A 12,523-nucleotide genomic window follows, 5' to 3' on the forward strand; every position below is an offset into this window, starting at 1 on the left:
TCCATGCTCAGATTATTGATCGTGGAGCCGGTTGAGAGCGAAGCTTCGCTGTTGGCGGGCGCGCTGCGGACAGCCGCAGAGGAATCGTCGGAGCTTGCCACAGTTGCCATTGCTATTGAGCGCAATATGGCGGCTGCCCTCAGCAGTTTTACCACCCGCAAACCCAGTATGGTCCTCATCGGTCCTGGTGCTGCTGCAGAAAGCGAGCCCGGTGAGCTGGACAGATTGCGCGCGCTGGCGGGAATGGAGCCCGTACCCACCATTCTTGCTGGCGACGAGCGCGACAGGCTTCTCGAGCGGGCATTGGCGATGGGGGCGGACGAGATAATGGCGAAACCCTACGACCCGCGTGATGTGCGTTTGAAATTGGAGACCCTCGGCAGGCTCGCCCGCTTTGGCTCCTCTCTGCTGGCCCAGAGGGATCATTTCCGGCAGAGCAATGACGGCTTTCTACAAGAGCAGGCATCGGTCAGGCGGATGTTCAGCAACCTGAGCCGGGAAAGCTGCCTCAACGGGAGTCGGGCGATCCGGCATCACCTGTCACCGCAGGCACTGCTGAACGGCGACGTTGTGGCCGCCGCCTGGGGCCCGGGTGGCAAGCTGGTCATGCTGCTTGGGGACTTTACCGGCCACGGACTGGCTGCCGCTATCGGTACGGTGCCGTTGACGTCGGTCTTCTACTCCATGGTGCCGAAGGGCTTTTCTCTTGTCCGCATTCTTCAGGAGCTAAACGGAAAGCTGCACCGTCTTCTGCCGGGAAACATGTTCTGTTGCGCGATATTGCTCGAGCTGGATACGCACAAGCGACGGTTGCGGCTGTTCAATGGCGGTATGCCCAGCGCCTGTCTACGCCGAGGATCCGGGCGCGTCCGGCAGCTGGAGTCTCGCCAGTTACCGCTCGGGGTGTTGGCGGAAATAGATGCGGCGTCGGCTATCGTTCATATCCCGGTAGAGGCCGATGACACGCTTTACCTGTGGAGTGATGGTCTGTCCGAGCTGCGGTCTGCTGCCGGTGAGGTGCTTGGGCAGCGACGGATCGTGGAAGCGGTTTCCCGCATTGAAGATGAGGAGGAGCGATTCGATCGCATCCTCGATGAGGCTTTCCGCTTCGCTGCCCGCCAGGCGGATGATCTTTCGCTGGTGGAGCTGCGCTTCGGAGCGGCGTTTGCCGAGGCAGCAATGCGAGCGCCGGTCTGCCCGCGTTTGCCGGTTCGCCGGGTGGGGGAGTGGTCGGTAAAGTTCACGCTGGGTCCGCAGGAGCTCCGCGACGCGGACCCCCTGCCGCCACTTCTCGATGTACTGGCCCAGACTCCCGGAGCAGCCCATTTCCGTGATGCCCTGACGGTCGTATTGGGGGAGTTATTCCGCAACGCGCTGGAGCATGGTGTCATCGGTCTGGACAGTGCGATGAAAGCCTCGGAGGTGGGCTTTGCCGAGTACTATCATGAGCTCCATCGTCGTCGCCGTGACTTGCGGCACGGTTGGATACAGGTGGCTGTACGGTGTCAGGGCCGGGGGGCTGGCGGTGTGCTCGAGGTGGTTGTGGATGACAGCGGCTCGGGCTTTCCGGCCAACTGGTCCCGGCGAGGAAACTATGCGGGCCGGGGGCTGCCGTTGCTGCGATCGTTCTGCAGGATCCTGGAAGTGCAGTATGGCAGTAGCCGTGTAAGGGCGGTACTCGAGTGGGGGCCGGTCGACGGCGATGGTCGCCTTCGACCGGGCGGCTCGGAGTTCTCTCTCCGGGTGCCGGGCTAGAATCGCTCAGGTTGTCACGGCGTCACTTTTGCCCCCAAGCCTGCCCAACAGGGCTTTCAGTTTGTGCGCAAACCGGCCGCGCTTTGCCTTGCGTGCCTTGTCTTTTGCGCTGACCAGCCAGGCTACCTGAATGACCAGACGCTCACCTTGGTAGGGCAGGTGGCCGTGAAAAGAGTTGTCTGCCCGCTTGAAGGCCGCCAGGGTGCCGTACTCGGGTTTGATCTCCGGCACCACCGTATCCTCGAAATCATCAATACTTTTCAGGAGGCGCAGGCAGCCGTCGCTCGTCGTCGGCCAGTCAGTGTTGAGATAGAGCAAAGCGGTGGCAATCTTGGATTTCCCGTCTGTGTGAATATTGCCGTGGCGTTTTTTCAGACTGCGGGAAATGGAAATGAAGGTCGGGTACTGAGCTAGGTTGTCGATCCCCAGGTGCTCGCCCAGAGCGTTGGCAAACTCTGTCGAGGTCATTTCCTCAATGAGCTGATTGATGCTCTCCCCGCAATCCTCCTTTTCGTAGGGAAGATACCCGGCGCCCTTCAGTTTGGGAAAATGTTCCTGAAGTTCGGCAACAGAGTCACGTGGGAGCAGGTTGCGGGCAACCAGGAAGGAAAATGGTTCGGACCTGACCAAAAGTTTTTCCTGGTTCAGGGCCGGCAGCGTCAGGTACTGGCAAGTATCTGCAGAGATCGTTGTCATTATTGTGTCTCTTGTTTCGAGGATAGGTTGGCCAGATATGCTCTGGGCCACGGGTACTTGAAACCGACCTCTCAAAAGTACCAGACTCTTTGTCAAGGGCCAATTACAAGCGATAACACGCAAAGAGACGGGCGCTAACCGGATAGGCGCTGAAATAGGATTTTCATGCAATTGCTGTCACAGCCGGTATAATGCCGCTCAGTTTTTCATCAATTCGGCATGCCCCTTCATGATGGCTCCAAAGTCACTTCCCGCCCCATCGCTGCGAGTCCGCCAGCTCTCCTGTGAGCGGGACGGGCGCGTGTTGTTTGCGGGGCTGGACTTTGACCTGGGGCCCGGCCAGGCGCTGCAGATCGAGGGCGCGAACGGGGCCGGTAAGACCACCCTGCTGCGGACCCTGATCGGCAGCGCCACTGACCATAGAGGCGACATTAGCTGGAACGGCCGCGCATTCCCGGCCGGCCTGCAGGAGCTTCGGTCACACCTGCTTTACATCGGCCATGGGGCAGGGGTCCGGCGCGGCCTTACGCCACTGGAGAATCTGGCCTGGTATGGTGCCAGTCGCGATGACGCGATGCGGGCGCTGGAACAGGTAGACCTCTTCGGCTTTGAGGACAGTCTGTGCCAGCAGCTTTCCGCAGGCCAGAATCGGCGGGTCGCGCTCGCGCGGCTGTTCCTGCCTGCGGCACCACCACTGTGGATTCTCGATGAGCCGCTGGCGGCGCTGGACGTCGCCGGCGTTTCCGGGCTGCAGGGACAGATGGCCTGTCACCTGAGTCGTGGCGGCAGCATCCTGTTTACCTCTCACCAGCCAGTGGCTCTGGCGGGGCTGTGTACGCTGAACCTGAGCGAGTTCACGAGCTCGGCGTTGGCCGCGTTTGATCAGGAGGGCGCCGATGTCCTCGCCTGAAACCACGGCCCAAAGCTTCGCGCCCGCAGCCCGCACTGTGCCGGGGTTTGCTCCGCTCTTCCGCAGCGAGCTGCTGCTGGCCCTGCGGCGCCGCGCCGATATCGCCAATCCGCTGCTGTTTTTTGTCACGGTGCTGGCTTTGCTGCCCATCGGTGTAGGCCCTGAGCCGGAGTTGCTGGCGCGCCTGGCACCGGGGATGATCTGGGTGGTCGCGCTGTTAGCGACCCTGTTATCCCAGGAGAGCCTGTTCCGGGCAGATTTTGAGGACGGTTCTCTCGAGCAGCTGGCGCTCACACCCCAACCCCTGTATTTCGCCGTGCTGGCCAAGGTGTCAGTGCACTGGCTGGTCACAGGCCTGCCGCTGGCGCTGCTGTCGCCGTTGCTGGGGATGATGCTGAACCTTCCCGATGACGGCTACCTGTCACTCTTCCTATCCCTGCTACTGGGCACTGCCAGCCTGAGCCTGATTGGTGCGGTTGGGGCGGCCCTGACCGTGGCATTGCGGCGGGCGGGCCTGCTGTTGGCGCTGATTGTTATGCCGCTGTACGTGCCCGTGTTAATCTTCGGCACCGGCGCTGTACAGGCGGCGGTCGATGGCTATGCTTACGGCCCGCAACTGGCCATTCTTGCGGCTCTGCTCGCCGCCGGAACCGCCCTGGCACCGTTGGCAGCTGCGGGTGCGATCCGCATCAGCCTGGACAATTAATCTGGAGGTATGCCCCTTGGCCTGGCAATGGTTTCACCGCTTGGGTTCACCGCGCTGGTTCTACCAGAAAACCAGTGTTTGGATGCCATGGCTGGCGCTGGCCAGTGTTTTGCTGATCGGCGTGGGTTCCGTCTGGGGACTCGGGTTTGCGCCCGAAGACGCCAAGCAGGGCAATAGCTACCGCATCATCTATATTCACGTCCCCGCCGCCTTCCTGGCCCTGGCCGGCTATTACATCATGGCCATCAGTGGTGCCATCGGTCTCATCTGGAAGATGAAGCTTTCCTTCGTAGTGATGCGTGCGGCGGCACCGATCGGAGCGGTTCTCACCTTTATTGCGCTCTTCACCGGCGCAGTCTGGGGCAAGCCCACCTGGGGCACCTACTGGGTGTGGGATGCCCGAATCACTTCCATGCTGATTCTGTTGTTCCTCTACATCGGGGTGATCGCCCTGGCGCGGGCATTCAGCCGCGAGCAGGTGGCGGACAAGGCCTGCGCATTGCTGGCCCTGGTGGGTACGGTCAATATCCCGATCATCTACAAGTCTGTTGACTGGTGGTTCACGCTGCATCAGCCGGCCACCATCAAGTTGACCGAAAAGAGCAGCATCGACCCCAGCATGTTCTACCCGCTGCTGATCATGATCATCGGTTTCTATTGCTTCTACGCGTGGACCCTGATTGCCCATACGCGCGAGAAAATTCTGCAGCGGGAGTGGCGGACCAACTGGGTACAGCAGTTGATGCAGGGCGAATCCATCACCACCGAGAGCAAGGAAGGGTAGGGCGATGCAGTTTCAGTTCGAAAGCCTGGCGGCATTTCTGCATATGGACGGACATGGTCCTTTTGTATGGGCGGCGTACGGCGTGACCTTTCTCGCGCTCGCTGCCATGGCATTACAACCGCGGCTCCAGCGCCGGCGACTGAAAAAGGAGCTCGAGCGCCAGCAGCGGATCGAGGCCCGTCGCCGCGCTGTGGAGGGGCGGCAGTCCAAAGCGGCTGAGCCCGCCTGAGCGGATCCCCGCCCGTCCCCTTTTTGACAGGATTTTTACAGTTACTCGGAGCTAGTAGACAACGATGCATCCCGTTCGCAAACAGCGCCTGATTCTGGTTCTGGTCCTGGTGGCCCTTTCCTCCGCAGCGGTAGCGCTGGTCACCTACGCCATGCGCAACAATATGAATTACTTCTACGCGCCCAGTGCCTTTGTTGCCGGTGAGGTGCCGTTTGAAAAGCGCATTCGCGCCGGTGGATGTGTGGTGCCCGGCAGTATTGAGCGTGCTGACGACAGCCTCGATGTCAGCTTTGCACTCACCGATGGCAAGGCCGAGCTGGAGGTGGTGTTTGACAAGATCCTGCCGGATCTCTTTGCCGAGGGCGAGGCCGCGGTTGTGACCGGGCGCCTGATGCAGGATGGCCGGGTGCGCGCGGATCAGGTGCTGGCCAAGCACGATGAAAACTACACACCGCCGGAGGTGGCCGAGTCCATGGCGGCGGAAGCGAGCTGCGCGAACGGAGCGAAGATATGATTGCGGAGCTCGGGCACTTCTCGCTGCTGATTGGCTTGCTGCTGTCGCTGGCACTGGCCGTGGTGCCGATGGTTGGCAGCTATGCGACGCGTCCACTCTGGATGGCCTCCGGTCGACCGTTGGCACTGGGTGTGCTCGGTTTTACCACCGTGGCCTATGTGTGCCTGACGATCGCCTTTGTCCAGAGCGATTTCACTGTGGCCTACGTGGCGCACAACTCCAACAGCATTCTCCCCGTCTATTACAAGATCACCGCGGTGTGGGGCGGTCACGAGGGGTCCATTCTCCTGTGGTTGCTGATCCAGGCTGGCTGGGCCGCAGCCGTGGCACTGTTCAGCCGCCAGTTGCCCGCGGAGCTGGTAGCGCGTGTGCTGTCGGTGCTCGGTGTGGTACTGGTGGGCTTCTTCCTGTTCATTCTGCTCACATCCAATCCTTTTGACCGGCTGCTGCCTTTCCCTCCCACCGAGGGCAATGACCTGAATCCGCTGCTGCAGGATCCGGGCATGATTATCCATCCCCCGCTGCTCTATATGGGTTATGTGGGCTTCTCCGTGGCCTTTGCTTTTGCCATTGCTGCGCTGCTGGGTGGCCAACTGGATGCAGCCTGGGCGCGCTGGGCGCGGCCCTGGACCGCCGTAGCCTGGGCCTTTCTGACCCTGGGTATCGCGCTGGGGAGCTGGTGGGCATACTACGAGCTGGGCTGGGGCGGCTGGTGGTTCTGGGATCCGGTTGAGAACGCCTCTTTCATGCCCTGGCTGGTCGGCACGGCGTTGATGCACTCCCTTGCCGTGACGGAAAAGCGCGGCCTGTTCAAGAGCTGGACCATCCTGCTGGCGATCTTCTCGTTTAGCCTCAGCCTGCTGGGTACCTTCCTGGTGCGCTCCGGCGTGCTCACTTCCGTGCACGCCTTTGCCACCGACCCGCTGCGGGGTGGTTTTATCCTCGCCTTCCTCGCCATTGTTGTCGGCGTGTCGCTGTTGATTTTTGCCTTGCGGGCACCGGCGGTGAGCGCGGGCAGTGTCTTTTCTTTCCGCTCCCGGGAAACTTTCCTGCTGGGCAACAATATCCTGCTGGTCCTGATCATGGGCATGGTACTGACCGGCACCCTGTACCCACTGGTTGCCGATGCGCTCAACTGGGGCAAGATCAGCGTGGGCCCGCCGTTCTTTAATCTGTTCTTCGTGCCGCTGATGGCGGTGCTGAGTTTGCTGCTGGGGCTTGGCATTCACGCCAACTGGAAAGATACCCGCTGGGATCGACTCCTCAGCACCTGGCAGCTGCCGTTGGTGGTGGCTGTCGTGGCTGGCCTGGCATTGCCGTTTGTTCTCGGTGGTTTCCACTGGGGGGCGGTGCTCGGTGTCTTTATCGGTGCTTGGGTGACTGCGGCAAGTGTGGCGGATATCCTCGCCAAGAGCCGCAATGCCCCCAGTCTGCTGGCGGGCCTGCGTCGCCAGCGCGCCAGCTATTTCGGCATGCATCTGGCCCACATCGGTTTGGCGGTTTCCGTACTCGGTGTAGCCCTGACGACCGTGTACAGCGTCGAAAAGGACGTGCGTATGACCCCGGGTGACACCCATGAAGTAGCGGGTTTCAATTTCCGCTTTGATGGCGTCCGCCAGGTGCAGGGTCCCAACTACCGTGCCTTTGAGGGCGTGCTTTTCGCGACACGTGACGGCAAGCCGGTGGCAGAGCTGCATCCGCAGAAGCGCAACTATCTCTCCGGCGGCAATACCATGACCGAGGCCGCCATTGATACCGGGCTGTTCCGCGATCTGTACGTTGCGCTGGGCGAGCCGATCGACAAGAGCAACCCCAATGGTGATTGGGCGGTACGGCTGCAGTACAAGGCTTTCGTGGTGTGGATCTGGCTGGGCTCGGTGCTGATGGCGCTTGGCGGCGGCATTGCGGTGGCGGACAAGCGCTATCGCAAAGTAAAGGCGGCACGCGCTGCGGCGCTGGATGGGGTGCCGGCAGCGGCCTGATTGGATCGAACTGGGGAGGGAACCGTGGCGCGACTGAAACTGTTTTTGCCGCTGATCATTTTTGCTGCGTTGGCGCTGCTGTTCTGGCGCGGGTTGTCGCTCAACCCGCAGGACATGCCCTCAGCACTGCTCAACAAGCCTGTGCCGGAATTCTCACTGCCAAAAGTGTCCGACGGGGAAACGCTGGTAAAGAAATCTGACCTGCCGGCAAAACCGTTGCTGATGAACGTCTGGGCTACCTGGTGTATTGCCTGCCGGGTGGAGCACCCTTACCTGAATCAGCTGGCAGAGCAGGGCGTTCCCATCGTCGGCGTCAATCTGAAGGACGATGATGCCGAGGCGCGGCGCTGGCTGGAGAAATTTCATAATCCTTATCTGTTCAGCGTTGCGGATCGCGAGGGAAAGCTCGCCCTGGATCTGGGCGTGTTCGGCGCGCCCGAGACCTTCCTCGTCGATGCCGAGGGGGTGATTCGCTGTAAGCATGTGGGCGTGGTGGATGATCGCGTCTGGCAGACCAAGCTGCAGCCGCTGTACGAAAAACTGCAGAACCAGACCTGGGGTGAATTTTCCGGTGAGTTATCGGATTCCCTACTCTCCCGTTGTCAGTGAAACTGAAGACAAAAAGAGCCGTTTTATCTGCTGGCTGGGCCCGGTAGAGGATAAGGCGGCTTTTCTCCAGCAGCTGGATGCTGTACGCCGCCAGTATCCTGATGCAAGCCACCACTGCACCGCGCTTGTGATCGGCAATCCCGCCAACCCTGAAGTGATGATTTCTGACGACGACGGCGAGCCCGGCGGCAGCGCGGGCAGGCCCATGCTCGAGCTGCTACTGAAGCAGGAAGTGGGCAATGTGGGCGCAATTGTGACCCGTTATTTCGGTGGTACTAAGTTGGGGGTGGGAGGCCTGATGCGTGCCTATCGCGGTGCGGTTGGCGCGGCACTGCAAGAGGTCAGGCTGAAGCCCTTTGTTCCCGTGGTTCAGGTGGCCATCCGCTGTGATTTCTCCCAGGAATCCAGATTGCGGTTTCTGATTGATCAGGCCGGGGGCCGATGTGGTGAAGCCGAGTATTCCGAAGCCGTAACTATTCCTGTGGAGCTTCCCCAGGACCGCTGGGGTGACTTGCGTCTTCAGTTGGAGGCGGAGGGAGTATCGGTTCTCGAAGTGCCCGCGCATCCCTGAGCCCTGTTGGTGCGGTAGTGAGTTACCTCCCGCCCTCTTATCCGGAGTTACTGGGTAAGCCTGTTTTTCGCTTTCCCCGCTCTATCTTTCTCCCCCTCTCCAGCTTACTTGCGGGCTAAACCGGTCGCGCCTAGTCTGAAAGAACATTTCGAAGTAAAAGTTTTCAGGTGTCAGCTGGCCATGCAGGATTTTCCCCATCATTATCGGGTTGCCGCGAAAGCCGGCAAAGAGGGTGACGTCGAGGTAGTGGCAGAGGGCCTGGAGCCGATTGCAACCGCCCCGCCAAAACAGTTTGATGGCCCCGGTGACCGATGGTCGCCGGAAGATTTGCTGATCGGGGCTGTAGCCGATTGCCTCGTGCTCACCTTCCGGGCGATTGCTCGTCATTCCAAGCTCGACTGGGTGCATCTGGACTGCACCGTGGACGGTACCCTTGAGAAAAAAGAAGGCGGCGCTCGCTTTACGGCGTTTAGGATTCATGCGGATCTTCGTATCCCTGCGGGCGAGGATGAGGATAAGGCTCGACGCCTGCTGGAAAAGTCAGAGTCACACTGCCTCGTTACGGCCTCGCTCTCCGGCGAAGTGACACTCGAGGCCAACATCACCACGGCCTAGGCCATCAGATCACGGCTGGTTCATCTGCGCGGTGGCAATCGTGATGATTTCCTCGGGCTTCATCCCGTCACTAAGCATTTTCGCACCGCCGGGAATCACAAGTGCTGAGCCGGTCGCCATTGCCACCCGCTTTCCCTCCGCATTATCGATGTCGCAGGCCGATACCCGTAATCGCCGCCCGCGGTGTAGAACCTTGCTGGTCAGCGTGAGCGGGCCAGAATCGATAGTCGCAGGGCGGGTGAAGCGAATGTGCATATCCAGAGTGGCGAAAATATCGCCCGCAGATAGCGTGGAATAGACCGCGCCACCCATCGTGAAATCTGCTGCCCAGGCGAGCAGTCCTCCGTTGATCGAGAAGCTGCCGTTCGAAAACCAGGCTGAAGAGGGCAGGGTGGACTGGCAAAAACCATCCTGAATGTCAGTGGCTCGATAGCCGGTAAAAAGCCATATGGGGTGGGTGCGCCCCTCATGGATTGTTGCTTGCTGCAGGTCGATGGGTTTGCATCCGCCAAACTCTTCCAGTTTGCAAAAATCACTCTCCGGAACTTCGCGTAAGTAGGGGTCTTCCGGTGCGGTAGGGCCCGTGTCCGGGGCAGGAAATTCTTCCTCGGGATCAACCGGGAAGTCTGCAATCAGACAGCGTGAACTACCGAAAGCCAGGGTGCGTCCATCCTGGTCTGTAATCAAGACGGTGGAGAGCCCGACCTGGCTACCCGAGTGGACGGTGCTGGCATGGCCGATGATGTTACGGGTTTTCTCGGATAGGGGCCGCACAAAGTTCATGTTGAGTTCGGAAGTGGTAAGCACCTTTCCTGCCGGCATGGTGGTCCAGATGGCGGATGCCAATGGGGAGTCGGCAAACAGTGCGTATATGCCACCCCAATAAATGCCGGTGCCGTCCGCCAGCCACGGTGTGATGGGCATGGAAAAAGTGCTCTTGCCCAGGCCCGCTTCAGTAGGCCGCATGCCAGTCAGTCGCCATATGGGCGGATGGGGCAGTGCGCCACCGATATAGCGCCGAAAGGTGTCGAGCCCGGGCTGCTGCAGCGCCCGAAGATCAGCGATGGCGCCCCGGTGGGGTTCTTCGATGATGCTGGGCATAGGTCTCTCCGCGGTTATTCACGTATTTATAGCGTCGCGGCATTGGAGGTGTTAATTGATCGCATTAGGGGGTGTAGCGGTTGTGAGTGACTAGTGACGGGGAGCTTAGGGGCTGTGTTCCATCAACCGGGTTTTTGGTTAGCCCGGTTGATCGGGGAATCGGCTCGAAAGGCAAATAGCAGCTCCACCATTTACATCTGAGCTTTATACCTGTTGTTGCGTGGGTGGGGCGGGCAGGGGCATGGGTGGATTCGGGGTGGGACTGATGGGTGGGCAATGACTCGCCACTTTCCTGTGGCTCAGCCTTCGGCCAAGTGAAGTTGTCCAATTTCGTTTCAGGCGAATTTGTCCAAGGCGCCCACCCGGCGGATGCCTGCGACGTCCAAAATTGCTCCAGGCAGTTTTGCCGAACGGGGGTTCCAGTCTGCTGATGGCCCAGGTGCATAAAGACAACACTTTCGAGTTGGGGTAGCAGGTCTGCTGATGAGTTCGGGGCGGGACTGATGGGCGCCTCCGGCGTCTAAATTCGCTCCCGGCGAATTTGTCGAACGGGGGTACTGATTCGGGCCGTCCGGGCCCTCACCCTGCGGGCACCGTCGCCATGCTCCGGTGTCCAAAATTGTTCCTGACAATTTTGTTGCACGCCGATCCAACATATACAAAAAAGGCCCACACTTTCGTGTGAGCCTTTTTTGTATATGGCGGACCGGACGGGACTCGAACCCGCGACCTCCGGCGTGACAGGCCGGCATTCTAACCAACTGAACTACCGGTCCGCATTCCTTGCTTCCCCGTTTTAACCTGCCTGGCAGGTGAAGGGAAGTGGTGGGTGGTACAGGGGTCGAACCTGTGACCTACGGCTTGTAAGGCCGTCGCTCTCCCAACTGAGCTAACCACCCGTCAAGGGCTGCGTATCTTACTGGCAAAAATTTTCGAGTCAATGCCTTGCGGGGAAAAAGATTGCCAGCAAATTTCAGATGGCTACGGCCCTGGGGGAAAAGGCATGACTGATCGAGGATGGGCCGACTTGGCGCTCTGTAAGCAGGAAGCTGGAAGCCCGTCACTTACGCATTTTGTTCGCTGCGGTAATATCTCCCGAATTGAGTTTGAGGAGAGAGAGCATGAAGCTGCGCATGAAGTCTTTAGCTGTGGTGATGGGGCTGTTGGTATTGCCTGGTTGCCAGAACATGGAAGCGGTCTCCCCCTGGATCGATGTGGGTAACCAGGTGGTGAAGAATGCCGGTTATGACACCGATTCCAAGCTGGCGCGCGGAATCAAAGAGACGCTGTACACCAGTACCGATCGCGCGAGTACGGGCCTGTCACAGGTCGGTGCTTTTAATCTGTCACTGCCCTCTGCAGCCCGGCCTGTGGCAGACGGCTTGCGCCAGTTCGGACTTGGCAGTTACGTGGACCAGCTGCAGGACGCAATGAATCGGGGGGCGGAACAGGCTGTGGCAGAGGCCGCGCCGGTGTTCAAGCAGGCGATCACCGGGATGACTGTCAACGATGCATTAGGCATCGTCCGTGGCAGTGACACAGCAGCGACAGACTATTTCCGCCGGCAAACAGAGGCTGCTCTGCGCCTGCGTTACCAGCCAATCGTCGAAGAGAATTTACGGAAAACCGGATTCTACGAACAGTACAAAGGTCTGCTGGCTGCCTATGAGAAATTGCCTGTTGCCGGCAAGCCGGAGTTGGACCTGGAGCGTTACGTCATTGACCAGAGTATGGCGAAGCTGTTCACCCGAATCGGTGAGGAGGAAACTCTGATTCGCAAGGATCCGGTGGCGCGGGGGAGTTTGTTGATTGGGCAGGTGTTTGGGGGTGCTGAGGGGTAGTGGTTGCCCTACCTCTGATTAGGCAGGAGTAGCAGGCGCATAGGTGAATTTCGGGCGGGACTGATGGGGGCAATGACTCGCCACTTCCCTGTGGCTCGGCCTTCGGCCAGCTAAAGCTGTCCAAATTCGTTCCAGACAAATTTGTCCGTGGCGCTCACCCTGCGGGCGCCTTCGCTGCGCTACGGCGTCCAAATTCGCTCCCGGCGAATT

13 protein-coding genes and 2 tRNA genes are annotated in these 12,523 nt (G+C 60.0%); 11 read left to right on the forward strand and 4 right to left on the reverse strand.

Going from position 1 to position 12,523, the window contains the following annotated elements:
- Positions 1-3: 3 nt before the first annotated feature.
- Positions 4-1,755, forward strand: coding sequence for a SpoIIE family protein phosphatase (locus AUP74_RS10865; RefSeq protein WP_069947588.1), 1,752 nt, complete (start codon positions 4-6; stop codon positions 1,753-1,755).
- Positions 1,756-1,761: 6 nt separating this feature from the next.
- Here AUP74_RS10865 and AUP74_RS10870 read toward each other — a convergent pair whose 3' ends face one another.
- Positions 1,762-2,451: a 2OG-Fe(II) oxygenase gene (locus tag AUP74_RS10870; RefSeq protein WP_069947589.1), complete on the reverse strand. Its 690-nt coding sequence runs from the start codon at positions 2,449-2,451 to the stop codon at positions 1,762-1,764.
- Positions 2,452-2,680: 229 nt separating this feature from the next.
- On the opposite strand from AUP74_RS10870, the gene ccmA reads away from it, so the two are divergent.
- The 9 genes from ccmA to AUP74_RS10915 all read left to right on the forward strand — a co-directional run bounded on the left by ccmA (position 2,681) and on the right by AUP74_RS10915 (position 9,371).
- Positions 2,681-3,361 (forward strand): cytochrome c biogenesis heme-transporting ATPase CcmA, encoded by a 681-nt coding sequence (gene ccmA, locus AUP74_RS10875; protein ID WP_226999764.1) that lies wholly within the window; start codon positions 2,681-2,683, stop codon positions 3,359-3,361.
- Positions 3,348-4,067 (forward strand): heme exporter protein CcmB, encoded by a 720-nt coding sequence (gene ccmB, locus AUP74_RS10880; RefSeq protein ID WP_083260937.1) that lies wholly within the window; start codon positions 3,348-3,350, stop codon positions 4,065-4,067. Before ccmA ends, ccmB begins: the two co-directional genes overlap by 14 nt.
- Positions 4,068-4,083: 16 nt before the next feature.
- A complete protein-coding gene (locus AUP74_RS10885; RefSeq protein ID WP_069947590.1) occupies positions 4,084-4,851 on the forward strand; it encodes a heme ABC transporter permease in 768 nt (255 codons plus the stop codon).
- Between the two features lie 4 nt (positions 4,852-4,855).
- Positions 4,856-5,080 (forward strand): heme exporter protein CcmD, encoded by a 225-nt coding sequence (gene ccmD / locus AUP74_RS10890; protein WP_069947591.1) that lies wholly within the window; start codon positions 4,856-4,858, stop codon positions 5,078-5,080.
- A gap of 64 nt (positions 5,081-5,144) precedes the next feature.
- Complete coding sequence (gene ccmE / locus AUP74_RS10895; RefSeq protein WP_069947592.1) at positions 5,145-5,594, forward strand: cytochrome c maturation protein CcmE; 450 nt, start codon at positions 5,145-5,147, stop codon at positions 5,592-5,594.
- Complete coding sequence (locus tag AUP74_RS10900) at positions 5,591-7,576, forward strand: heme lyase CcmF/NrfE family subunit (protein WP_069947593.1); 1,986 nt, start codon at positions 5,591-5,593, stop codon at positions 7,574-7,576. Before ccmE ends, AUP74_RS10900 begins: the two co-directional genes overlap by 4 nt.
- Before the next feature lie 24 nt (positions 7,577-7,600).
- Positions 7,601-8,185, forward strand: a complete 585-nt coding sequence (locus tag AUP74_RS10905; protein WP_069947594.1) for a DsbE family thiol:disulfide interchange protein — start codon at positions 7,601-7,603, stop codon at positions 8,183-8,185.
- Positions 8,148-8,756, forward strand: a complete 609-nt coding sequence (locus tag AUP74_RS10910) for an IMPACT family protein (protein WP_069947595.1) — start codon at positions 8,148-8,150, stop codon at positions 8,754-8,756. Before AUP74_RS10905 ends, AUP74_RS10910 begins: the two co-directional genes overlap by 38 nt.
- A 180-nt stretch (positions 8,757-8,936) precedes the next feature.
- Complete coding sequence (locus AUP74_RS10915; RefSeq protein WP_069947596.1) at positions 8,937-9,371, forward strand: OsmC family protein; 435 nt, start codon at positions 8,937-8,939, stop codon at positions 9,369-9,371.
- A 9-nt stretch (positions 9,372-9,380) separates the two neighbouring features.
- On the opposite strand, the gene AUP74_RS10920 is transcribed toward AUP74_RS10915, so the two are convergent.
- From AUP74_RS10920 to AUP74_RS10930, 3 genes are all read right to left on the reverse strand, one after another.
- Positions 9,381-10,472, reverse strand: a complete 1,092-nt coding sequence (locus tag AUP74_RS10920; RefSeq protein ID WP_069947597.1) for a PaaI family thioesterase — start codon at positions 10,470-10,472, stop codon at positions 9,381-9,383.
- A gap of 699 nt (positions 10,473-11,171) precedes the next feature.
- Positions 11,172-11,248 (reverse strand) — tRNA-Asp (locus AUP74_RS10925).
- Between the two features lie 47 nt (positions 11,249-11,295).
- A tRNA-Val gene (locus tag AUP74_RS10930) sits at positions 11,296-11,371 on the reverse strand.
- A gap of 222 nt (positions 11,372-11,593) precedes the next feature.
- Here AUP74_RS10930 and AUP74_RS10935 point away from each other — a divergent pair.
- Complete coding sequence (locus AUP74_RS10935; RefSeq protein WP_193427336.1) at positions 11,594-12,313, forward strand: DUF4197 domain-containing protein; 720 nt, start codon at positions 11,594-11,596, stop codon at positions 12,311-12,313.
- Positions 12,314-12,523 lie beyond the last annotated feature (210 nt).

The organism is Microbulbifer aggregans (assembly GCF_001750105.1).
GTDB classification, from domain to species: domain Bacteria; phylum Pseudomonadota; class Gammaproteobacteria; order Pseudomonadales; family Cellvibrionaceae; genus Microbulbifer; species Microbulbifer aggregans.